The organism is Paraoerskovia sediminicola (assembly GCF_030296575.1).
In the GTDB taxonomy this organism is placed as follows: domain Bacteria; phylum Actinomycetota; class Actinomycetes; order Actinomycetales; family Cellulomonadaceae; genus Paraoerskovia; species Paraoerskovia sediminicola.
Genome location: NZ_AP027729.1, coordinates 1419129 through 1439943 on the forward strand (window position 1 = coordinate 1419129; position 20815 = coordinate 1439943).

At 70.9% G+C, this 20815-nt stretch carries 17 protein-coding genes, 2 tRNA genes and 2 pseudogenes; 14 read left to right on the forward strand and 7 right to left on the reverse strand.

What is annotated here, in order from left to right:
• Window positions 1-20: 20 nt before the first annotated feature.
• The 4 genes from recF to gyrA all read left to right on the forward strand — a co-directional run bounded on the left by recF (window position 21) and on the right by gyrA (window position 6965).
• Complete coding sequence (gene recF, locus QUE47_RS06705) at window positions 21-1313, forward strand: DNA replication/repair protein RecF (RefSeq protein ID WP_286219108.1); 1293 nt, start codon at window positions 21-23, stop codon at window positions 1311-1313.
• Window positions 1314-1577: 264 nt separating this feature from the next.
• Window positions 1578-1904, forward strand: a complete 327-nt coding sequence (locus tag QUE47_RS06710; protein ID WP_286219109.1) for a DciA family protein — start codon at window positions 1578-1580, stop codon at window positions 1902-1904.
• A gap of 299 nt (window positions 1905-2203) precedes the next feature.
• Window positions 2204-4249, forward strand: coding sequence for a DNA topoisomerase (ATP-hydrolyzing) subunit B (gene gyrB / locus QUE47_RS06715; protein WP_434019759.1), 2046 nt, complete (start codon window positions 2204-2206; stop codon window positions 4247-4249).
• Between the two features lie 136 nt (window positions 4250-4385).
• Window positions 4386-6965, forward strand: coding sequence for a DNA gyrase subunit A (gene gyrA, locus QUE47_RS06720; RefSeq protein ID WP_286219422.1), 2580 nt, complete (start codon window positions 4386-4388; stop codon window positions 6963-6965).
• On the opposite strand, the gene QUE47_RS06725 is transcribed toward gyrA, so the two are convergent.
• Entirely contained in the window at window positions 6857-7549 is a 693-nt protein-coding gene (locus QUE47_RS06725; RefSeq protein WP_286219110.1) for a hypothetical protein, read from the reverse strand. The two genes, gyrA and QUE47_RS06725, sit on opposite strands and share 109 nt — an antisense overlap.
• Window positions 7550-7791: 242 nt before the next feature.
• Here QUE47_RS06725 and QUE47_RS06730 point away from each other — a divergent pair, with 242 nt between their 5' ends.
• The 4 genes from QUE47_RS06730 (at window position 7792) to QUE47_RS06745 (ending at window position 8487) form a co-directional block, all read left to right on the forward strand.
• Window positions 7792-8106 carry a DUF3566 domain-containing protein gene (locus tag QUE47_RS06730; protein ID WP_286219111.1) on the forward strand — a complete coding sequence of 105 codons (315 nt, stop codon included), beginning with the start codon at window positions 7792-7794 and terminating at the stop codon, window positions 8104-8106.
• Between the two features lie 58 nt (window positions 8107-8164).
• Window positions 8165-8238: transfer RNA gene (locus QUE47_RS06735), tRNA-Ile, on the forward strand.
• A gap of 27 nt (window positions 8239-8265) precedes the next feature.
• Window positions 8266-8385: a DLW-39 family protein gene (locus tag QUE47_RS06740; protein ID WP_286219112.1), complete on the forward strand. Its 120-nt coding sequence runs from the start codon at window positions 8266-8268 to the stop codon at window positions 8383-8385.
• Between the two features lie 29 nt (window positions 8386-8414).
• Window positions 8415-8487 (forward strand) — tRNA-Ala (locus QUE47_RS06745).
• 108 nt (window positions 8488-8595) lie between these two features.
• On the opposite strand, the gene QUE47_RS06750 is transcribed toward QUE47_RS06745, so the two are convergent.
• Together QUE47_RS06750 and QUE47_RS06755 are read right to left on the reverse strand one after the other, a co-directional pair.
• Window positions 8596-9504 (reverse strand): hypothetical protein, encoded by a 909-nt coding sequence (locus QUE47_RS06750; RefSeq protein WP_286219113.1) that lies wholly within the window; start codon window positions 9502-9504, stop codon window positions 8596-8598.
• 163 nt (window positions 9505-9667) lie between these two features.
• On the reverse strand, window positions 9668-10660 hold the full coding sequence (locus tag QUE47_RS06755; protein WP_286219114.1) for a hypothetical protein: 993 nt from the start codon (window positions 10658-10660) through the stop codon (window positions 9668-9670).
• Window positions 10661-10862: 202 nt separating this feature from the next.
• On the opposite strand from QUE47_RS06755, the gene QUE47_RS06760 reads away from it, so the two are divergent.
• Together QUE47_RS06760 and QUE47_RS06765 are read left to right on the forward strand one after the other, a co-directional pair.
• Complete coding sequence (locus tag QUE47_RS06760; protein WP_286219115.1) at window positions 10863-11402, forward strand: peptidylprolyl isomerase; 540 nt, start codon at window positions 10863-10865, stop codon at window positions 11400-11402.
• A 176-nt stretch (window positions 11403-11578) separates the two neighbouring features.
• Window positions 11579-12301 carry a rhomboid family intramembrane serine protease gene (locus tag QUE47_RS06765; protein ID WP_434019737.1) on the forward strand — a complete coding sequence of 241 codons (723 nt, stop codon included), beginning with the start codon at window positions 11579-11581 and terminating at the stop codon, window positions 12299-12301.
• 112 nt (window positions 12302-12413) lie between these two features.
• Here the strand turns inward: QUE47_RS06765 and QUE47_RS06770 are convergent, their stop codons facing one another.
• Complete coding sequence (locus QUE47_RS06770; protein WP_286219116.1) at window positions 12414-12668, reverse strand: cell division protein CrgA; 255 nt, start codon at window positions 12666-12668, stop codon at window positions 12414-12416.
• Between the two features lie 184 nt (window positions 12669-12852).
• Between QUE47_RS06770 and QUE47_RS06775 the strand changes: the two genes are divergently transcribed.
• Genes QUE47_RS06775 through QUE47_RS06790 form a run of 4 tightly spaced genes read left to right on the forward strand, consistent with a single transcriptional unit; the run spans window position 12853 to window position 15342 of the window.
• Entirely contained in the window at window positions 12853-13755 is a 903-nt protein-coding gene (locus tag QUE47_RS06775; protein WP_286219117.1) for a DUF881 domain-containing protein, read from the forward strand.
• Window positions 13752-14528: a class E sortase gene (locus QUE47_RS06780; RefSeq protein ID WP_286219118.1), complete on the forward strand. Its 777-nt coding sequence runs from the start codon at window positions 13752-13754 to the stop codon at window positions 14526-14528. The genes QUE47_RS06775 and QUE47_RS06780 overlap by 4 nt, the downstream gene beginning before the upstream one ends.
• The gene (locus tag QUE47_RS06785) at window positions 14528-14695 is read left to right on the forward strand and encodes a hypothetical protein (RefSeq protein ID WP_286219119.1); all 168 of its coding nucleotides are present in this window, start codon (window positions 14528-14530) and stop codon (window positions 14693-14695) included. The genes QUE47_RS06780 and QUE47_RS06785 overlap by 1 nt, the downstream gene beginning before the upstream one ends.
• A complete protein-coding gene (locus QUE47_RS06790) occupies window positions 14692-15342 on the forward strand; it encodes an aminodeoxychorismate/anthranilate synthase component II (RefSeq protein WP_286219120.1) in 651 nt (216 codons plus the stop codon). The genes QUE47_RS06785 and QUE47_RS06790 overlap by 4 nt, the downstream gene beginning before the upstream one ends.
• A gap of 185 nt (window positions 15343-15527) precedes the next feature.
• Here the strand turns inward: QUE47_RS06790 and pknB are convergent.
• The 3 genes and pseudogenes from pknB to QUE47_RS06805 form a co-directional block, all read right to left on the reverse strand.
• Window positions 15528-17563: pseudogene (gene pknB, locus QUE47_RS06795) on the reverse strand (Stk1 family PASTA domain-containing Ser/Thr kinase).
• A gap of 1046 nt (window positions 17564-18609) precedes the next feature.
• A pseudogene (locus tag QUE47_RS17160) lies at window positions 18610-19266 on the reverse strand (serine/threonine-protein kinase); the annotation flags it as partial.
• 65 nt (window positions 19267-19331) lie between these two features.
• Complete coding sequence (locus QUE47_RS06805) at window positions 19332-20810, reverse strand: peptidoglycan D,D-transpeptidase FtsI family protein (RefSeq protein WP_286219121.1); 1479 nt, start codon at window positions 20808-20810, stop codon at window positions 19332-19334.
• Window positions 20811-20815: the final 5 nt, after the last annotated feature.

Here is a 20815-nt window from a genome sequence, read left to right on the forward strand (position 1 = left end):
CGGCGTTCCGCTGCACGCTGATGCACCTTTCCCACCTGTCCCTGGTCGACTTCCGCTCCTACGCCTCGGTCGACGTCGAGCTCGACCCGGGGATCAACACGTTCGTCGGTCCCAACGGGCAGGGCAAGACCAACCTCGTCGAGGCTGCCGGCTACCTGGCCACCCTGGGGAGCCACCGCGTCTCGACCGACGCCGCGCTGGTGCGGGCCGGTGCGGACCGCGGGATCGTGCGCGCCCGGGTCGTGCGCGGCGACCGGGCGCAGACGGTCGAGGTCGAGGTCTCCCCCGGCAGGGCGAACCGCGCGCGGATCAACCGTGGGTCCCCCGGCCGGGCCCGTGACGTCCTCGGGATCGTGCGCACGGTGCTCTTCGCGCCCGAGGACCTGGCCCTGGTCAAGGGCGACCCGGACGGCAGACGACGGTTCCTCGACCAACTGGTCGTGCTGCTCGTGCCGAGGGCCGCAGCGTTGCTGGCGGACTACGACAAGGTCCTGCGCCAGCGCAACGCGCTGCTCAAGAGCGCGGGGACGCGGCGCGGCCGGCGCGGACGCAACCCCTCCACGGACGTACCGGCCGGCGGTGCTGACGGGCCGTCGTCCGGCACCGAGGGGGCATCTGCGCTGGCGACCCTCGACGTCTGGGACGAGAGGCTGGCCGGTCTGGGCGCGCAGGTCCTCGCCTTGCGGCTGGAGGTCGTCGCGGCGCTGACCCCATACGTGGCCCAGGCATATGCCGAGCTCAGCGGGTCGCAGGGTGACGCCCGGATGGTCTATCGCTCCTCGGTCGACGACGTGCTCGGCGAGATCGCGGAGAGCCTGGCCGAGAGGTCTGACGACCCGGCCGAAGGGCCCGAGACACAGCCGCTCGGGATCGAAGGTCGGCTGCGGCAGGCGCTGGCCGAGCAACGCGGCAGGGAGCTCGAGCGGGGCGTGACGCTGGTCGGTCCGCACCGGGACGACCTCGTGCTGACGCTCGCGGACCTGCCCGCGAAGGGATATGCCAGCCACGGGGAGTCGTGGTCCTTCGCTCTCGCCCTGCGGCTCGCCTCCTACCGGGTGATGACGACCGGGGTGCCGGACGAGCTGGTCCTGCTGGCGGGTGCCGCCGACTGGGGTCCCGACGGTGAACCCGTCCTCGTGCTCGACGACGTCTTCGCCGAGCTCGACGCGCGGCGGCGAGAACGGCTCGCGGCACTCGTTGCCGACGCCGGGCAGGTTCTCATCACGGCCGCGGTGGGCGAGGACATCCCGGCGATCCTCGCCGGAGCGCGGTTCGAGGTCTCGACGGGGACGGTGGTCCGTGAGCCCGGATGACGCGGACGAGAGCGACGTGACACGGCAGGACGAGCCCACGGAGTCGGACGAGCAGGGAGTGTCGGGACCTGCCGAGTCGACGCCCGTGGGTGACCGGATCGAGCTCACTCCCCGGCCGTCGTCGCGCGACAGGCCCTCGACCGGGCGCGTGCGGCGGCGCGGGCCAAGGGCCTGAGGCCCGGGAAGCGGGCGCCGAACCCGCTCGCCGACGGGCCTCGCGCCACCGGTCCCGGAGCGCGGGACCCCCAGCTCTTCGGGGACGTCGTGACGAACTTCCTCAGCCATCGTGGGTGGACCCCCGACGTCACGGTCGGTGGCGTGATCGGTCGGTGGCGCGAGGTCGTCGGCGACCAGGTCGCGGACCACTGCGAGCCGGAGTCGTTCGACGCGGGCGTCCTGGTCGTGCGAGCCGACTCGACCGCGTGGGCGACCCAGGTGAAGATTCTCGTGCCGCGGCTCCTCGAGCGTCTCGCGCAGGAGGTGGGGGACGGCGTCGTGTCGTCGGTGACGGTGCTCGGCCCGGTCGGGCACTCGTTCCGACGGGGTCCCCGGACGGTGCGCGGGCGGGGACCGCGCGACACCTGGGGCTGACCCGCGGCGGTTGTACAGACCATGCCGACGGAGCCTGGTGCAACCTGTGGAGAAGTGCTGTGGAGGGGCCCGCAGATCCCTAGAAATCCTGGGTTTCCGGGTAGTATGGACAGGTCAGTCCGGCACTCGCTCCACCGCCCAGGCTCACCGCCCCGCGGTGGTCGCCAGCGGTCGTGCGCTGCCGGGACCGTGATCCGTGCGGACACTTCCGACGAGGCAGTCCGCGATGACGAGGAGCTCTCCACCCCGTGGCAGAACACGACAACCCCAACGTTCCCGCGCCGTCCGACACCCCGGACGTGACGCCCGACGACGCGGGGGACCTCGCTCCTGCGGTGGCGGCACCCGGTGGTTCCGGGTACGAGGCGAGCAACATCACCGTGCTCGAGGGCCTCGAGGCCGTGCGGAAGCGTCCGGGGATGTACATCGGCTCGACCGGTGAACGTGGGCTCCACCACCTGGTGTACGAGGTTGTGGACAACTCTGTGGACGAGGCCCTTGCCGGCCACGCCGACACGATCGATGTGACACTTCTCGCAGACGGCGGTGTACGGGTCTCGGACAACGGTCGTGGGATCCCCGTCGCGATCCACCCGACGGAGGGCAAGCCGACCGTCGAGGTCGTCATGACGATCCTCCACGCCGGCGGGAAGTTCGGCGGCGGCGGGTACGCGGTCTCGGGTGGGCTCCACGGCGTCGGCATCTCGGTCGTGAACGCGCTCTCGGCACGCGTGGTCACCGAGGTGAGCCGCGACGGGCACGTCTGGCGGCAGGAGTTCGCCGAGGGCGGCAAGCCGGTGACGACGCTCGTCCAGGGCGCGGCGACCACGGAGACCGGCACGACGCAGACGTTCTGGGCCGACGGGACGATCTTCGAGACCACCGTCTACGACTTCGAGACGCTGCGTGCGCGGTTCCAGCAGATGTGCTTCCTCAACAAGGGGCTGCGCATCACCCTGACGGACGAGCGGATCGAGCACCTCGACACCGACGACGAGGTCGCAGGCGACGAGACGACGGACGAAACCGCCGTACACAAGGCCAGGGTCGTCTCGTACAAGTACGACGGCGGCCTGGTGGACTACGTCGAGCACCTGAACTCGGCGAAGAAGGTCGACCTGGTGCACGCCGAGATCATCGACTTCGAGTCCGAGGACGACAGCCGCAAGATCTCCGCAGAGATCGCCCTCCAGTGGACGAGCGCCTACTCCGAGTCCGTCCACACCTACGCCAACACGATCTCGACGACCGAGGGCGGCACCCACGAGGAGGGCTTCCGTTCCGCGATGACGTCGCTGGTCAACAGCTACGCGCGGGACAAAGGGATCCTCAAGGAGAAGGACGACAACCTCACGGGCGACGACATCCGCGAGGGCCTGACGGCCGTCATCTCCGTCAAGCTCGCCGAGCCGCAGTTCGAGGGCCAGACCAAGACGAAGCTCGGCAACACCGAGGCCAAGACCTTCGTCCAGCGCATCGTCCGTGAGCGCCTCACCGACTGGTTCGACTCGCACCCGAACGAGGCCCGCGACATCATCCGCAAGGCCATCCAGGCGTCGCAGGCGCGCATGGCCGCCCGCAAGGCCCGTGAGGCGACGCGCCGCAAGGGCCTCCTCGAGTCCGGGGGCATGCCCGGCAAGCTCCGGGACTGCCAGTCGAACAACCCCGAGGAGTGCGAGGTCTACATCGTCGAGGGTGACTCCGCCGGCGGTTCCGCTGTCCGCGGCCGCAACCCCAGGGTCCAGGCGATCCTCCCGATCCGCGGCAAGATCCTCAACGTGGAGCGGGCGCGCCTCGACAAGGCGCTCGGCAACCAGGAGGTCCAGGCGCTCATCACGGCCTTCGGTACCGGGATCGGCGAGGACTTCGACATCTCGAAGCTCAGGTACCACAAGATCGTGCTGATGGCCGACGCCGACGTGGACGGCCAGCACATCAGCACCCTCCTGCTCACCCTGCTGTTCCGCTACATGCGACCGCTCATCGAGCACGGGCACGTGTACCTCGCGCAGCCGCCGCTGTACCGGCTCAAGTGGTCCAACGCGCCGCACGACTACGTGTACACCGACAAGGAGCGCGACGTGTTCCTCGCGGCCGGTCACGCCGAGGGCAAGAAGATCCCCAAGGACAACGGGATCCAGCGCTACAAGGGTCTCGGCGAGATGGACTACTCGGAGCTGTGGGACACCACGATGGACCCCGAGCACCGGACGCTGCTGCAGGTCACGATGGACGACGGCGCCGCCGCGGACGAGATCTTCGCGGTGCTGATGGGCGAGGACGTCGAGTCGCGACGCAGCTTCATCCAGCGCAACGCCAAGGACGTGCGGTTCTTGGACATCTAGCCCTGCGTGGGAGCGCACGAACTTCTTGAGACGTACGACAGACAGGACGAGGTAGACGGTGAGCGACGAGACTCCCCCGCAGGGACCGGACGACACGACGGCGGACGGCACGCCCGTCCCCACGGGCGAGGCTGCCGTGGAGGCTGCGGCGGCGCTGGCCGTCCAGCACGGCCGAGTCGAGCCGGTGGACCTGCAGCTCGAGATGCAGCGGTCCTACCTGGACTACGCGATGAGCGTCATCGTGGGTCGCGCGCTGCCGGAGGTCCGGGACGGGCTCAAGCCGGTGCACCGGCGCGTCCTGTACGCGATGTACGACGGCGGCTACCGCCCCGACCGCTCGTACTCGAAGTGCAGCCGCGTCGTCGGCGACGTCATGGGAAAGTTCCACCCGCACGGTGACTCGGCGATCTACGACGCGCTCGTGCGCCTGGTGCAGGACTGGTCGATGCGCTACCCGCTCGTCGCCGGCCAGGGGAACTTCGGCTCCCCCGGCAACGACCCCGCGGCAGCGCCTCGATACACCGAGTGCCGCATGGCGCCGCTGGCCATGGAGATGGTCCGCGACATCGACAAGGACACCGTCGACTTCGGCGACAACTACGACGGTCGCACCCAGGAACCCCTGATCCTGCCCTCCAGGTTCCCGAACCTGCTGGTCAACGGCTCGGCGGGCATCGCGGTCGGCATGGCCACGAACATCCCGCCCCACAACCTGCGCGAGGTCGCGGAGGGCGTCCGCTGGCACCTCGCGCACCCGGAGGCGAGCCGCGAGGACCTCCTCGAGGCGCTGCTGCAGCGCATCAAGGGGCCGGACTTCCCGACGGGCGCGACGATCCTCGGCCACAAGGGGATCGAGGAGGCGTACCGGACGGGCCGAGGCTCGATCACGATGCGCGCCGTGGTCAACGTCGAGGAGATCCAGAACCGGATCTGCCTCGTCATCACCGAGCTCCCGTACCAGGTCAACCCGGACAACCTCGCCCTGAAGATCGCCGACCTCGTCAAGGACGGGCGGATGCAGGGCATCGCGGACATCCGCGACGAGACGTCCGGTCGCACCGGCCAGCGCCTCGTGATCGTGCTCAAGCGCGACGCCGTCGCGAAGGTCGTCCTCAACAACCTGTACAAGCACACGCAGCTCCAGGACAACTTCGGCGCGAACATGCTCGCGCTGGTCGACGGCGTGCCCCGCACGCTCAGCCTGGACGCGTTCATCCGGCACTGGACGACGCACCAGATCGACGTCGTCGTGCGCCGCACGGCCTACCTGCTGCGCGAGGCCGAGAAGTCGATCCACATCTTCCGCGGCTACCTGAAGGCTCTCGACGCCCTCGACGAGGTCATCGCCCTGATCCGCCGCTCCCCCGACGCCGACCAGGCGCGCACGGGGCTGATGGACCTCCTCGCGATCGACGAGCTCCAGGCGACCGCGATCCTCAACATGCAGCTCCGCCGGCTCGCGGCGCTCCAGCGCCAGCAGATCATCGACGAGCACGACAAGCTCGCCCGCGAGATCGCCGAGTACCAGGAGATCCTGGCGTCGCCGCAGCGGCAGCGCCAGATCGTCGGCGACGAGATGGACGAGATCGTCTCCCGGTACGGCGACGAGCGTCGGACGACGATCCTCCCCTACGACGGCGACGTCTCCATGGAGGACCTCATCGCCGAGGAGGAGGTCGTCGTCACGATCACCCGTGGTGGGTACGTCAAGCGCACCCGCAGCGACGCCTACAGAGCGCAGCGGCGCGGCGGTAAGGGTGTCCGTGGCGCGAACCTGCGCGAGGACGACCTCGTGGACCAGTTCTTCGTCACCACGACGCACCACTGGCTGCTGTTCTTCACGAACCTCGGTCGCGTATACCGGGCGAAGGCGTACGAGCTCCCCGAGGGTGGCCGCGACGCGAAGGGGCAGCACGTCGCGAACCTGCTCGCGTTCCAGCCGGACGAGCACATCGCCCAGGTCCTGAGCATGCGCGACTACGACGCGGCCGACTACCTGGTCCTGGCCACGCGCCGTGGTCTCGTGAAGAAGACGCGGCTCGAGGAGTACAACTCCCCGCGTACCGGCGGTCTCATCGCCATCAACCTGCGCACGGACGACGACGGCGTGATCGACGAGCTCGTCTCCGCGCGCCTCGTGGACGCGGACGACGACATGATCCTCGTCTCGCGCAAGGGTCAGTCCATCAGGTTCCACGCCGACGACGACGCGATGCGGCCGCTCGGCCGATCGACCTCCGGCGTCACCGGCATGAAGTTCCGGGACGACGACGAGCTGCTCTCGGCGGACGTCGTGGTGCCGGGCTCTCACCTGTTCGTGGTCACCGAGGGCGGTTTTGCGAAGCGCACCGACATCGACGAGTACCGCGTCCAAGGACGTGGTGGCCTCGGGATCAAGGTGGCCAACCTCGTGGAGGCCCGCGGGAACCTGGTCGCGGCACTGATCACGGAGGGCGACGACGAGGTCCTCGTGATCATGGGCAACGGCAAGATCGTCAGGTCTGCCGTCGCGGAGGTGAACCTCACCGGGCGTAACACCCAGGGCGTCACGTTCGCCAAGCCCGGCAAGGGCGACCGGATCATCGCCGTCGCCCGGAACGTCGAACGTCAGCTCGCGGCGGATGGCGATAGCGTGAGCGAGGATGAGGTGAGCGCCGAGCCGAGCGACACCGCAGCGGCGGCGGACGAGCCCGCCGGGACGACCGAGGAGGCGTAGACGATGAGCGCGAACGACAGCGGTGCACAGGCGCGCAAGAGTTCACCGGCCAACGGCTCCACCGCGGTGCCACCGCCACCCGCGCCGCCGGCTTCGGGTGCGAAGGCTTCGGGCGCGAAGGGGTCGTCAGGGACGAACGGGACGTCGGGAACCGGCGGCAAGCCCGCCGGGTCGCCGGCGGGACCCGTCAAGGCCATCCCGTCGTTCGCGCCGGTCAAGTCCGCCCCGACCGGGGCGAAGCCCGCCGGTGGCCAGCCCGCCGGTGGCAAGCCCGCCGCCCAGGGCGGCAAGGCCGCCCGTCCGGCTGCTCCGTCGTCCGCCGGGGCCAAAGCCGCGCTGTCCAAGGACACGGGTGCAAAGAACTCCACCGAGCCGCCCACGGGGCAGACCTCGAGCGAGAGCTCGGAGTCGGGTACCCCGGGGTCGACGTCGGGCGTGCGCGGCGGCGCCGCGAAGGCTGCGGCTGCCGCGCTCACGGCTGCCCGCGCCGCCCGCAAGCGCGTGTCCAGCGTGTCCGCGGTCGCCGCGGGCAAGGGCGACGACGACGAGCCGTCCTCGGCGACCTCTGCCCAGGCCCCCGGCACGATCCCGCCGGCCCAGGCGAACGGACCCCGGTTCCAGGCCGGGGGCTCAGCGGGACGACGGCGCCGGTCGGTGCGGCGTCGACCGCGAAGGCGGGAGCACCGTCCGCGCAGGCCACGGCGGCTCAGCAGACGGGTGCCACGCAGCAGACCGCTCCCCGGCCTCGCCCGCGCCCGCCGGCACCGACGACCCGGGCCTGCGCCGCGTCCGCCTCGTGGTCTCGCGGGTCGACCCGTGGTCGGTCATGAAGCTGGCGTTCATCCTGTCGTTCGCGGTCGGCATCATGATGGTGGTCGCGACGGCGGTCCTGTGGGGCGTCGTCAACGAGCTCGGCGTCTTCACCCAGATCGACCAGCTGATCCGCGACATCATCGGCACCGAGTCGAACAACGTGAACGTGCTCCAGTACGTGGAGTTCAGCCGGGTCATCTCGCTCTCCGCGCTGATCGCGATCGTCAACCTCGTGATCATGACGGCGCTGGCGACGATCATGGCGTTCATCTACAACATCACGGCCGCGATCGTCGGTGGGATCCACCTCACACTGACCGACGAGTGATCGGTTTGGGATGAACGTTGCCCATCGGGTAACGTTCATCCTCGCGTGCAAGCGCATCGGGCCTATAGCTCAGACGGTTAGAGCGCTTCCCTGATAAGGAAGAGGTCAGAGGTTCAAGTCCTCTTAGGCCCACGATCCCGACACTACGAAGGGGAATCGATGAAGAAGCTCCTGCTGGTCCTCCTGACCGTCGGCGCCGGCTATCTGGTCTGGCGCAAGTACACGGAGTCCGCCGACGAGCGAGACCTGTGGGCAGAGGTCACCGACACCTTCGAGTAGCCGGGTGGCGGACGACGTCCGCACCGTCCGGGGCCATGGCGCAATTGGTAGCGCACCTGCTTTGCAAGCAGGGGGTTGGGGGTTCGAGTCCCCCTGGCTCCACCGAGAATCAGGCTCCTGACCAGCGGAAACGCCGGGCAGGACCCTTCTCTGTTCGTGTGGTGACTTGTTGTGACTCTCTGTGACTCGTGGTCACAGGAGCGCTGAGCGTCAGCCCAGTCGCGCTGCCAGCACGATCTGGTCACCGACCGTGACCTGCACGTCCGTCAGGTGCATCCCGGGCGGGAGCTGCGTCGACAGGTCGATCCGCCGGCCGTCGTACCGCTGCACGCGTCCGCGCACCGTCGCCAGGACCGCTGCGACCAGGGGGTTGCCGCTCGTCACCGACAGGTCGTGGAGGGTCGCCACCATCGAGTCGTCGATCGTCGCGGTCCCCGTGAGCCGGGCGGTCGCCCCGAGCAGCCCCTTGCGGATCTTGGCGGACGCCACGACGGACACCGAGCGCCGAGCAGGCTGCGTGAGCTCGACGTCCAGCGCCGCCAGCTCAAGACCGAGGCCACGCAGGGCGTCGGTGGCGGCGTGCCGCACCGCGGCGACGACGTCGTCCCGAGCCGCGGAGAGTCGCGCGTGTCCGGTGACGGGGGAGGAGTCGTCGGGCTCTACGAGCTCGACGAGGACCTGGCCGGCCGAGTCGTCCAACCAGGCGTACCGCAGCTGGTGTCCCTCGATGTCGGCGACGACGGGGACGCCCATGAGGTCGATCGGGTTCGCCGTGATCTCGAGACGGCCGACCGTCCCGGGCTCCCGGGCCGCGTCCGTCACGACGGCGCGCGAGACCGGCGTCGTGGGGTCCGCGCCGACGCTGTGCCCGCCGGTGGTCCCGTCGTCCGGCGGGAGGGGCACCCGCACCCCGGTCAGGTCGAGCCGCAGTCGTGACACGTCCGGACCTTCGAGCAGGGCGGTGACCCGGATTCCTTCGACCCCCTCGAGGCCCTCGACGTCCGACGCGGCCGTGATCAGCGCCCGGTGGAGGCGCTCGGCCAGGGCAGGGCCGTCCGTGGGCCTCGGCGCCGGGCCGAGATCGAGCACGAGAGGCATGTCGGTGTCGTCAGGTCGCATGAGCGTCATCGTAGGCGTGCGGCGTCCGCGCGGGGCAGGGAGGGCGCGGGCGCGAGTACGTGGCGGTCGCCGGAACGACGGAGCCCGGCACGCCGGGAGAGTGCTCCACCGGGATGCCGGGCTCTGTCGTGCGGTCGTGCCCGAATCTCCGGGCACGCGGGGATCAGCTCTTGGTCGACTTCTCGACGTCGGCTGCTGCCTCGTCCACGGCGCCGTCGACGGCCTCGGCCGACTCCTTCGCCTTGTCGGCGACCTCGTCAGCCGCCTCGTCGATCGCGGCCTCCGCCTTGGCGGACGTCCGTGCGGTCGCCTTGCGCGCCTTGCTGGCAGCCGACTTTGTGGCTGCCTTCGCCTCGTCGGCTGCGACGGCGACCTTCTCGGACGCCGCCTCGCTGACTGCGCTGGCCTTGGCCGCTGCTGCGGACGCGGCCTCCTTGCCCTTCGCGACGGCCGCACCAGCGGCCTCTCCGGCGGCTCCGCGCACGCTGTCAGCGGCCTGCGAGACGGACGAGCGGGTGTCGCTCGGGGCCGAGAAGCGTGCATCGCCCTCGACGGGCTCCGCCCACGGGTCGACCGCAGGCTGCGCGCGCTTCCAGAGCACGTACGCGGCTCCGGCCGCACCGACGGCGACGACCGTCCAGAGCGCCTTGTGCGACTTCTTGCGGCTCTTCTTGGACGCCGACTCCGCGGCCTCCACGGTCTTCTTGGCGGCGTGCCTCGCGGACTCCGCTGCCGAGTCGGCACCGCGACCGGCGGCCTCGGCAGCGCTCGCTGCGGCGGCGTTGACCGCGCTGACCAGCTTCGGGAGGTACTCGTCGACGATCTTGTCGTGCGCGGTGTCGATCGCCGGCCCCGCCTTGGTCGCGGCAGACTCGATCTTCGGTGCGGCGGCCTGGACGCCGTCCTGCCACGCCTTCTCGAGCTGCGGCTGCGCCCAGGCGACGAACGCCTCGGCGCGCGGGGCGGTCCAGTCCTTGGCTGCGGTGGCCGCGTCACGGGCCTGCTCCGCGAGGCGCTTCGCCGCGGGTCCGGCGTGCGTGCCGGCCTCCTGGATGGCTGCGGCGAGCTGGGCGGCCTGCTCCTTGATGCGCTCGGCGTCCACCGCCTCGAGGGTGTCGCCCGCCGAGCTGGCGGACCGCTTGATCCGGTCGAACATAGGGCTCCCCGATCGTCGTCTCATCATTGGTACGCCCACTCTGCCATCACCGCAGGTCACTCGCTAGCGCCATCACCTGTGTTTCGCCCCGCGCGGAAGCGGGCAGGCGCCAGGACGGCCTCGGAACGCTCGTCACGTCGAGGTGCGCACGAAACGTGCGCACGCCGAGATCGACATGGGTGCCGCGTGCGAGAATGACGCCATGTTCGCAACCCTGCACACGACGGCCGGTGACATCCGGATCGAGCTCTTCCCGAACCACGCGCCGAAGACGGTCGCCAACTTCACGGGCCTCGCCACGGGCGAGAAGTCCTGGAGCGACCCGCGCACCGGGGCCGAGCGCAACGACCCGTTCTACGACGGCCTGATCTTCCACCGCATCATCGACAACTTCATGATCCAGGGCGGCTGCCCGCTCGGGACCGGCACCGGGGGACCGGGGTACACGTTCAACGACGAGATCCACCCGGAGCTCGCGTTCGACCGCAAGTACCTGCTCGCCATGGCGAACGCCGGCTCCCGTCGCAACCCGGTCACGGGCGAGGTCGAGGGCACCAACGGCTCGCAGTTCTTCATCTCCACGACCGAGACGCCGTGGCTCACGGGCAAGCACACGATCTTCGGTGAGGTGGCGGACGACGCCTCCCGCGCCGTCGTGGACACGCTCGGCTCCACGCCGACGCGCCCGGGCGACCGCCCGGTCGAGGACATCACCATCACGTCGGTCACGATCGAGGCCTGACCATCTCGCAGCCACCGTGGGGCGCCCCTGGCGGGGCGCCCGGACCGGCACCTCAGGTCCCGGTGTGCCCTCGGCACCCCGACCGGCCGTCGTACGTCCGCTGTCAGCGCTGCGGACGTCCGGCGTGCCCGGAGTGCCAGCGTCCCGCGGCGGTGGGCGTCCAGTGCGTCGACTGCGTGCAGGAGGCCGCTCGCACCGCGCCGCAGCAGCGGACGGTGTTCGGCGGCACGGTCCGCCAGGGGCGCCCGGTCGTCACGCTGACGATCATCGGCATCTGCGCGGTGAGCTGGGTGCTGCAACTCGTCACCGGCGGAGCCTGGACGCAGCGGTGGGTCTTCGCCCCGTTCCTGGGGGAGTCGGAGCCGTGGCGGTTCCTCACCGCCGCGTTCCTCCACTCGACGAGCCCGCTGCACATCCTGTTCAACATGTACGCGCTCTGGCTCGTCGGTCCGTTCCTCGAGCAGGCGCTCGGCCGTGTGCGGTTCGCGTCGCTGTACCTGCTCGCCGCGGTCGGTGGTCAGGTGGGGGTGCTGCTCCTCGCCAGCCCGGAGCCGGGCGGAGGGTGGACGCAAGGCGTCGTGGGTGCGTCCGGCGCGGTGTTCGGCCTCTTCGGCGCCATCTTCCTGCTCATGCGCAGGCTTGGCCGCAACGCGACCCAGATCCTCGTGCTCGTCGCCATCAACATGGCGATCCCGTTCTTCGTCGGGGGCATCGCCTGGCAGGCGCACGTCGGGGGGCTGATCGTCGGGATGGCGGTCGGCGCTGCCTATGCCTACGCGCCGCGCAGCATGCGCCAGACCTTCGTGTGGCTCGTCCCCGTGGTCACGATGGCGATCCTGATCGGGCTGTCGATGTGGAAGTACAGCACCGTCGGGCCGGTCCTGGGCCTGCTCGGCTAGTTACACGCGTGTAGTTATCCACACCACTGTCCACCGGTGGGGATAACTTTCCCACAGGGGTGTGGACGGCGATGCGGGCGCACCCTGCGCCGTTCGACACCCGGGGTGGCGGCTACTTCCAGCGCGTCGTGAGGCTGAACCCAGCGATGATCAGGGCGAAGCCCACAGCGAGGTTCCACTGCCCGAGGAACGGCAGGGGCAGGTCGGCGCGGCCGCTCGTCAGGTAGAACAGCACGATCCACGCGAGGCCCGCCACCATCAGGCTGAGCATCGTCGGCACGAGCCAGCGAGGGTTGCTCGACTCCGGCTTGTAGGTCTGCGGCTCCGTCGACGCGGACTTCTTCTTGCGGCGCTTGGACTCGGGCACGTGTGCTCCTGTCGGGAGGGTCGATGACCCCTCGGTGCTGATCTGTGGCTGAACTTCTGCTGATTCGTGCTGCTGACCGGGACGGCGACGATTCGGCGCCCGACGTCCACTAGCGTAGTGCGCGAACACTACCGGCAGTTTCACGGTCCCGTGACTGCCCACGGCGCGAGAAGGGATGGTCCCGATGGCTGTCCCCGAGAACGTGCCCGGCCACTCCGCGAAGCACGGCGCCGATCACGCGCCGAAGCACGGTACCGACCGCGCCCCCGGCAAGGCCGCGGGGACGGACGAGGACGCGCGCCCGTGGCGGCCGCTGCGTCGTCGGATCCTCGGTGGCGTGAGCGTCTTCGTAATCCTCGCCGTCGCCGGCCTCATGTTCACCATGAGCGCGTCCCTCGCGCGGGGGACGGACGGGCGGCACCCGGAGAACCTTGCCGAGCTGGTGGAGAGCGAGTCCGCGCGGGTCGAGGCGCTGACCGCGGAGGTGAGCGAGCTCGACGGCCAGATCGAGCGGCTCAGTGCCGCGGACCCCGCGACGGCGGTCGACCCCGACCTCGTGGCGAGCACGCGGGTCGCGGCCGGAACGGTCGCCGTCAAGGGCCCCGGGATCCGGGTCGCGCTCGACGACGCGCCGCCGGGGGACTACGGCGACCAGTTCAGGCCGGACGACCTCGTCGTCCACCAGCAGGACCTGCAGGCCGTGATCAACGCGCTCTGGGCCGGCGGGGGAGAGGCCATGACCCTCCAGGGCCAGCGCGTCGACATGACGACGGCGTTCCGGTGCGTGGGCAACGTGCTCTTCCTGCGTGGCAGGGTGTACTCACCGCCGTTCGTCGTCGAGGCCGTCGGTGACCCGGAGGCTCTCCAGGACGCCCTGGACGCCTCGCCGCAGATCGCCGTGTACCGCGAGTACGTCGAGGCCGTGAAGCTCGGCTACAAGGTCGACCAGCAGAAGGAGATCTCCATGCCTCGCTCCGAGAGCTCGGTGCTCGAGCACGCCGAGCCGGTGGGCGGTGCGACGACCGGGCAGGACGCGCCGGCCACCGGCCCTGGAGCCGGCCCCGCCAGCGGGAGAGACGCGTCATGACCGCGACGCGGACGCACGCGCGCCCCACGAGCGGTCAGGGGCCGGTCGCCCGGACGGTAGGTGCCGTCGGGGAGCTCATGATCACGCTGGGCGTCCTGCTCGGCCTGTTCATCGTGTGGCAGCTCTGGTGGACCGACGTCGAAGGGGACCGCTACCAGGCCGAGGTGATCGACGAGCTCGCCTGGGAACCGCCCCCGGCCGTCGCGCAGGTGCAGAACCCGCCGGAGGAGCGCCGCGACGACCCGCCCGTGATGGACGAGCCCGGTTTCCAGACGGTCTTCGCCCAGTACTACGTCCCGCGCTTCGGCACGGACTACGTCAAGCCGGTGGCCGAGGGCGTCGACAAGGCGCTCGTCCTGGACACGATCGGGATCGGGCACTACCCGGGGACAGCGATGCCTGGCGACGTCGGGAACTTCGCGATGGCCGCGCACCGGACCACCTTCGGCAAGCCCTTCAACCAGATCGCCGACCTCGTCGAGGGCGACCCCCTGGTCGTCCGCACCGAGGAGACCTGGTACGTCTACCGGGTGACGGAGGACCTGATCGTCAACCCGCAGGACGTCGGCGTGATCGCCCCCGTGCCCGGCGTCCCCGCCGACCCCGCAGCCGTCCCGGACCGGAGGCTGCTGACCATGACCAGCTGTCACCCCATGTTCTCCGCCGCGCAGCGGTACGTCGTCCACGGCGAGCTCGACTACTGGATGCCCGTCTCCGACGGCACGCCGAAGGAGCTCCTCGACGCGGGGATCGACCCGAGCGGAGGCTCCTGATGTACGGACCACTCTGGCGCGCGCTGCCCGGCCCCACGTGGCTGCGCGTCCTGATCCTGCTCGCGCTCGCCGCCGCCGTCGTCGTCGTGTGCTTCCAGTGGTTCTTCCCCTGGGTGTCCGACTACATGCCGTTGAACCAGCAGACCGTGGGAGAGGGAACACCATGACCAGGATCCTGGTCGTCGACAACTACGACTCGTTCGTCTACACGATCGTCGGCTACCTCGACCAGCTCGGGGCGAGCACCGTCGTCGTGCGCAACGATGCCGTCCCGGAGCCTGACGCGGACGGGCGCTACCTCGACGCGGACGGCGTCCCGTACGACGGGGTGCTCGTCTCACCCGGCCCGGGGACGCCCCGGGAGGCCGGCCGCAGCGAGGACGTGATCCGCGCGTGCGCGCTTTCCCGCACCCCGATGCTGGGCGTGTGCCTGGGGCACCAGGCGCTCGCCGAGGTGTACGGCGGGACGGTGACCCACGCCCCGGAGCTGATGCACGGGAAGACGAGCGACGTCGTCCACGAAGGGCGCGGGGTGCTCGCCGGGCTCGGCAGCCCGTTCGTCGCGACGCGCTACCACTCGCTCGCCGTCCTCACGGACACCGTCCCCGACGAGCTCGTGGTGACCGCCCGTACGGAGTCGGGCGTCGTCATGGGCGTCGAGCACCGGGACCTGCCGCTGCACGGGGTCCAGTTCCACCCCGAGTCCGTCCTCACCGAGGGCGGGCATCGCCTGCTGGCGAACTGGCTCGAGCTCTGCGGCGAGGTCGGCGCGGTCGAGCGTTCGCACGGCATGGCACCGCTCGTCAGGGGCTGAGCGCGGCGGGACAAGGTTCGTCGCGGGACGGCGCTGGACCGCGAGACCGTACGACGAAGGCCGGCCAGGAGCCCACTGCTCCTGGCCGGCCTTCGTCGTCTGCGACGGTGCGGTGCTGACCTGGCGTGCTGATCGGCTCGCGCCTCAGCGCGGTCCGGTGGGACGCCGGCGGCCCGGTCAGCAGGTCACGGGTTGTTCCCGTCGTCGTTCCCGTTGCCGTTCCCGTTCGAGTTCGGGTCGTCCGGTTCGGACGCGGGCGCGGGGCCAGGACCGCTCGAGATCACCAGGTTGACGTCCGACCCCTCGTCGACCTCGGTCGACGCGGCCGGGTCGCTGGCGATGACCATGCCGGCGGCGAACTGGTCGGACTGCTGGTCCGTCGTGTTCCCGAGGTTCAGCTGTGCTCGCCCGAGCTCGGCCTCGGCGTCCGACTGCGACAGGCCCTCGAGGTTCGGGACGTTCGTCGTGGGAGTCGGTGGGGTCTGGGCGATGCTGATGTTCACCGAGATGCCCTGGTCGACCACCCCTGCGCCCGGGTCCTGCTCGAAGACGGTGCCGGCGTCCGCCTCGTCGGTCTCCTTGTTGGTGACGACGGCGGTCAGGCCGGCGTCCTTGATCGCGGACTCGGCGTCGGCCTGGCTCATGCCGGTGACGTCGGGGAGCTCGACCTGGCCGTCGGAGACGAAGATGTCGACCTCGGAGTCCGGGGCGACGGCCTCGCCGGAGGCGGGCTCCGACTTCGTGACCTCGTCCTCGGGGGCGCTCGCGCTGTGCTCGTCCTGGACGTCGCCGACCTTCAGCCCGGCGTCCTCGAGTGCCGTCCTGGCCTCGGACTGGCTCTTGCCGACGACGTCGGGGACGGTGACCTCGTCGGGCCCGGTGGAGTAGTAGGCGGTGACGGTGGACCCGTCCTCGACCTCCTCGCCGGCTTCCGGATCCTGGCGCAAGAAGGTGTCAGGGTCCTCGTCGGAGACCTCCCCGGCGTCCTCGAAGACGAGACCGACCCCCTCGATGGCCTCGCGTGCCTCGGCCTTGGTCATCTCCGCGGTGATCTCCGGGACGGGCACGGTCGTCGGAGCGTCCGGCCGGTTGAGGAGCAGGATCGTGATGATCGCGGCGATCGCGAGCACACCGATGGTCACCAGGGTCCAGATCAGGCCCTTGCGGCTCTTCGGCTCGTCCTCCTCGATCGGCTGCGTCCCGGTGCCGTCCGGAGGGAGGGCCACTGGTGTCCCACCCCACGGGGCGGCCGCGCCCATGACCTGCGTGCCCTGCTCGGGCATCAGCTGGGTGGCGCCGGCGGCGAGCCCGGCCGCCCCGGCGGCCGCTGCGACCGCACCGAGGCTGCCCGCGGAGATCTCCCCGCCCTGTACGGCGGCTTCGAGGTCGGAGCGGAACTCCCCGGCGCTTGAGTAGCGGTCGGTGCGCTCCTTGGCGAGCGACGTGAGGGTGATGCGGTCCAGCACCTCCGGCACGTCCGGGGCGATCGAGCTGGGGGTCGGCGGGGTCTCGCGGACGTGCTGGTACGCCACGGCGACCGGGGAGTCGCCGACGAACGGCGGCCGACCGGTGAGCATCTCGAAGAGGAGGCAGCCCGTGGAGTAGAGGTCGCTGCGGGCGTCGACGGTCTCGCCGCGCGCCTGCTCGGGGAGAGGTACTGCGCGGTCCCGATGACCGACTGGGTCTGCGTCATCGTCGCGGCCGAGTCGGCCATGGCGCGCGCGATCCCGAAGTCCATGACCTTCACCGTGCCGGTCGGGGTGATCATCACGTTCGCGGGCTTGATGTCGCGGTGGACGATCCCGGCGTGGTGCGAGTACTCGAGCGCCGAGAGCACGCCGGCCGCGATCTCGACGGCCTCCTCGATGGGGACGGAGTGCCCGTCGCGCACGATGTCGCGCACGGTGTGGCCCTCGACGTACTCCATGACGATGAACGGGACGTGCGTGGTGGCGCCCTGCGAGTCGGTGCCTGCGTCCTCGCCCGTGTCGTAGACGGCGACGATCGACGGGTGGTTCAGCGCTGCGGCGGACTGCGCCTCGCGCCGGAACCGGGCGAGGAACGAGGGGTCGCGCGCCAGGTCCGAACGGAGGATCTTGATGGCCACCGTGCGACCGAGCCGGGTGTCGCGGCCGATGTGGACCTCGGCCATGCCTCCGCGACCGATGAGCTCACCGACCTCATAGCGTCCGGCGAGTACACGAGGTGCGTTCTCCACCACTTACACGTCCTTCGGTGTCGTCGTCGGGTGAGCACGGTGCCCCCGGCAGGCAGCATCATCCCACCGTCTCCGCCGCCTGCGTGCGTGGTCCGCAACGATGCGGTCACGATCGGGCGCTCGGCCCCTGCCAGCGTATCCGGGTCCGGCGTGCTCGCTGGGGAGCACCCCACGAGCGACACGATCACCACGAGGAGCACGAGGCCCGCGAGGGCGATCATCGGCCAGGAGACACCCCGTGACGTCCCGCCGATGCGGTGGCCGGTCGTGGTCGAGGTGCGGCGCTGGGTCGCGCGGGTGGCGCCGTCGCTCGGCGCGGACCGCTGCGACCGGCGGGCCGGGCCGTCGTCGGGCCGGACGGCGCCGCTCCGGGACCGCACCGCGGGGGCTCCGGCCGGGATGGAGGATCGGCGCGACCTGCCGTCGAGATCACCGGCCTTGCGCGCCTCGGCCCGGGTGCGGGGTGGGCGTGCCGGCCCGTCGTGCCCGTCGTGTGCACCCGATGTCTCCGGGTGGCGGGCGCCCGCGCTCGACTGCTGCTGCACCACGCGGCGCGGCGGGTAGGAGCGAGGTGCCGTCCCGCCCGCGGTGCCTGGTGCGGCGCCAGCCGCGCCCATCGGACCCGCTGCACCGGACGCGTCCCCCGCGCCGGTCGATCTGTCGGAGGACGACGGGTCGGTGCGCGCGGGGTTGCCGGACGTCGTCGGCCCGGGGGCGACGGGCACGCCGGTGACGGGAGCCTTGGTGTCTGTCGACGCGTCTCGCGGGCTACCGCCGCTCGGGGCGGGGTCCGTGGCGCGCTCCGTCGCGGAGGCGTCTCGAGCTCCAGCGCTCTGCGGCGGGGGAGGAGGCGTCACGCCGGCGCTCGCGCGGGACCCGGTCGCACCGCTCAGGCTCGAACCGCTCCGGCCCCCACCGCCCTGGGCGCGGGCGACGACGCTCCACGGGTCGCCCGAGACCTCGACGGTGAGCTCGTCGAGGCGTCGCGCGAGGGCGGCCCCGCTCGACGGTCGCCGCGCCGGGTCCTTCTCGAGGAGCTGCATGATGAGCCGCGCGAGCTCGCTGTGGACGTTGGACGGGAGGGCGGGCACCTGCTCGTTGACGTGCGCCACGGCGATGTCGACGGGCGTCGCGCCGGTGAACGGTCGGTGCCCCACGACGGACTCGTACGCCACGATCCCCAGCGCGTACAGGTCCGAGGCGCCGGTCGCGGGCTTGCCGATCGCCTGCTCGGGGGACAGGTACTGAGCCGTCCCCATGACCATGCCGGTCGCCGTCATCGGCACCTGGTTCGCGGCGAGCGAGACGCCGAAGTCCGTGATCTTCACGTCCCCGGCCCGGTCCAGCAGGATGTTTCCGGGCTTCACGTCGCGGTGGACGACCCCGGCCACGTGCGCCGCGTGGAGCGCGCGGGCGGTCTGCGCGAGGATCGGGAGCAGCCGTGGCAGGGCGATGATCGGCTCGCGCTCGAGGAGGTCGGCCATCGGTTCGCCGGAGACGAGCTCCATGACCAGGTAGCCGGACCGGTCCTGCTCGCCGTAGTCGTGCACCTGGGCGATGTTGGGGTGCGAGAGGGCCGCGCTGTTGCGCGCCTCGGTGCGCAGCCGGGCCAGGAAGTCCTCGTTGCCGGTGTACTCGCTGCGCAGGACCTTGACCGCTACCTCGCGCTGCAGGGCGGAGTCGGCAGCCACCCAGACCTCGCCCATGCCGCCGATCGCGATCCGTCGAACCAGCGTGTAGCGACCCCCGAGGACGACCCCCTGGGTGGGCTTCACCGATCGATCACCGCCTGCATCACGGCCTTGGCGATCGGGGCGGCCACCCGGCCGCCGGTCGCCTCGCTACCGAGGGAACCGCCGTTCTCCACGATCACGGCGACGGCGACCTGCGGGTCGTCCGCCGGGGCGAAGGACGTGAACCAGGCGTGCGGGGCGTCGCCCTGCACGCCGGTCTCCGCGGTCCCGGTCTTGCCGGCCACCTCCACGCCCGGGATCTGCGCGGACGTTCCCGTGCCGTCGTCGACGACGGACAGCATCATGTCGGTCATCTCGTCCGCGGTGGTCGACGAGATCGCCCGGTCGAGCTCGTCCGGGGACGTCTGCTCGACGACGTCGAGGTCGGGCGCGCGCACCGTGTCGACGAGGTACGGCGACATCAGCGACCCGTCGTTCGCGATGGCCGCCGAGACCATCGCCATCTGGAGCGGTGTCACGCGCACGTCGCCCTGCCCGATCGACGCGAGGGCGGTCTTCGCCGGCGAGGAGCCGTCGGCGTCGTCGTCCGGCGGGTAGCGGCTCGGGGTCACGGGGAGCGGGATGGACAGGTCGTGGTCGAACCAGTACGCCTCGGACTGGTCGCGCATCGCGTCGTCGCCCAGGGCGACGCCCAGGCCGGCGAACGCCGTGTTGCACGACATCTGCAGCGCCGCCGCCAGCGTCATCTCGCCCGACGGCGAGCAGATCTCCCCGCCGTAGTTCTCCATCTCGGTGCTCGTGCCCGGCAGCGTGTAGGTGACCGGGGCGGGGATCACCGTGTCCGGGTCGTAGTCGCCGGACTCGAGCGCCGCGGACGACGTGACGAGCTTGAACGTGGACCCGGGCGGGTACTGGTCCCCGCCGAGCGCCCGGTTGATGAGCGGCTGCTGGTCGTTGTCCGGGTCGACGAGCGCCTGGTAGGCCTGGTTGGCGGCGTCGTAGTCGTGCGTCGCGAGGTCGTTGGGGTCGTACGACGGCTTGGAGACGAGGGCGAGGACCTTGCCCGTCGCGGGCTCGATCGCCACGACGGCACCGCGCTGGTCGCCGAGGCCGTCCCACGCGGCCTTCTGGGCGGCGGGGTCGATCGTGAGCTCGACGGACGAACCCTGCGGCTGTGCGCCGGTGAACAGGCTGGTCAGCCGGTCGAGCCACAGGTCGTCGGCCGTGCCGTTGAGGTAGTCGTTCTCGGCACGCTCCATCCCTGAGGTCCCGTTGACGACCGAGAAGTAGCCGGTGATGGGCGCGTACAGCTCGCCGTCGGTGTAGGAGCGCTGGTACCCGTACTCGTCGTCGACCGGGTTCGAGACGGCGACGGAGTCGCCGGCGATGACGATCGGGCCACGGAACCGTCCGTACTCGTCGTAGGTGGCGCGCTTGTTGCGGGGGTCGGCGTCGAGGGTGTCCGCGTGGAAGAACTGGATGATGGTCGTCGAGACCATCAGCGTGAGGACCATCAGCAGGGCGACCGTGAACAGGCGGCGGACGGGGACGTTCATGCGCG

Bases quoted from the DNA above. Each gene is read 5' to 3' on its own strand.
- recF (WP_286219108.1), top strand. From the start codon at position 21: ATGCACCTTTCCCACCTGTCCCTGGTCGACTTCCGCTCCTACGCCTCG.
- QUE47_RS06730 (WP_286219111.1), top strand. From the start codon at position 7,792: ATGAAGCTGGCGTTCATCCTGTCGTTCGCGGTCGGCATCATGATGGTG.
- QUE47_RS06740 (WP_286219112.1), top strand. From the start codon at position 8,266: ATGAAGAAGCTCCTGCTGGTCCTCCTGACCGTCGGCGCCGGCTATCTG.
- QUE47_RS06750 (WP_286219113.1), bottom strand. From the start codon at position 9,504: ATGCGACCTGACGACACCGACATGCCTCTCGTGCTCGATCTCGGCCCG.
- QUE47_RS06755 (WP_286219114.1), bottom strand. From the start codon at position 10,660: ATGTTCGACCGGATCAAGCGGTCCGCCAGCTCGGCGGGCGACACCCTC.
- QUE47_RS06760 (WP_286219115.1), top strand. From the start codon at position 10,863: ATGTTCGCAACCCTGCACACGACGGCCGGTGACATCCGGATCGAGCTC.
- QUE47_RS06775 (WP_286219117.1), top strand. From the start codon at position 12,853: ATGGCTGTCCCCGAGAACGTGCCCGGCCACTCCGCGAAGCACGGCGCC.
- QUE47_RS06780 (WP_286219118.1), top strand. From the start codon at position 13,752: ATGACCGCGACGCGGACGCACGCGCGCCCCACGAGCGGTCAGGGGCCG.
- QUE47_RS06785 (WP_286219119.1), top strand. From the start codon at position 14,528: ATGTACGGACCACTCTGGCGCGCGCTGCCCGGCCCCACGTGGCTGCGC.
- QUE47_RS06790 (WP_286219120.1), top strand. From the start codon at position 14,692: ATGACCAGGATCCTGGTCGTCGACAACTACGACTCGTTCGTCTACACG.
- QUE47_RS06805 (WP_286219121.1), bottom strand. From the start codon at position 20,810: ATGAACGTCCCCGTCCGCCGCCTGTTCACGGTCGCCCTGCTGATGGTC.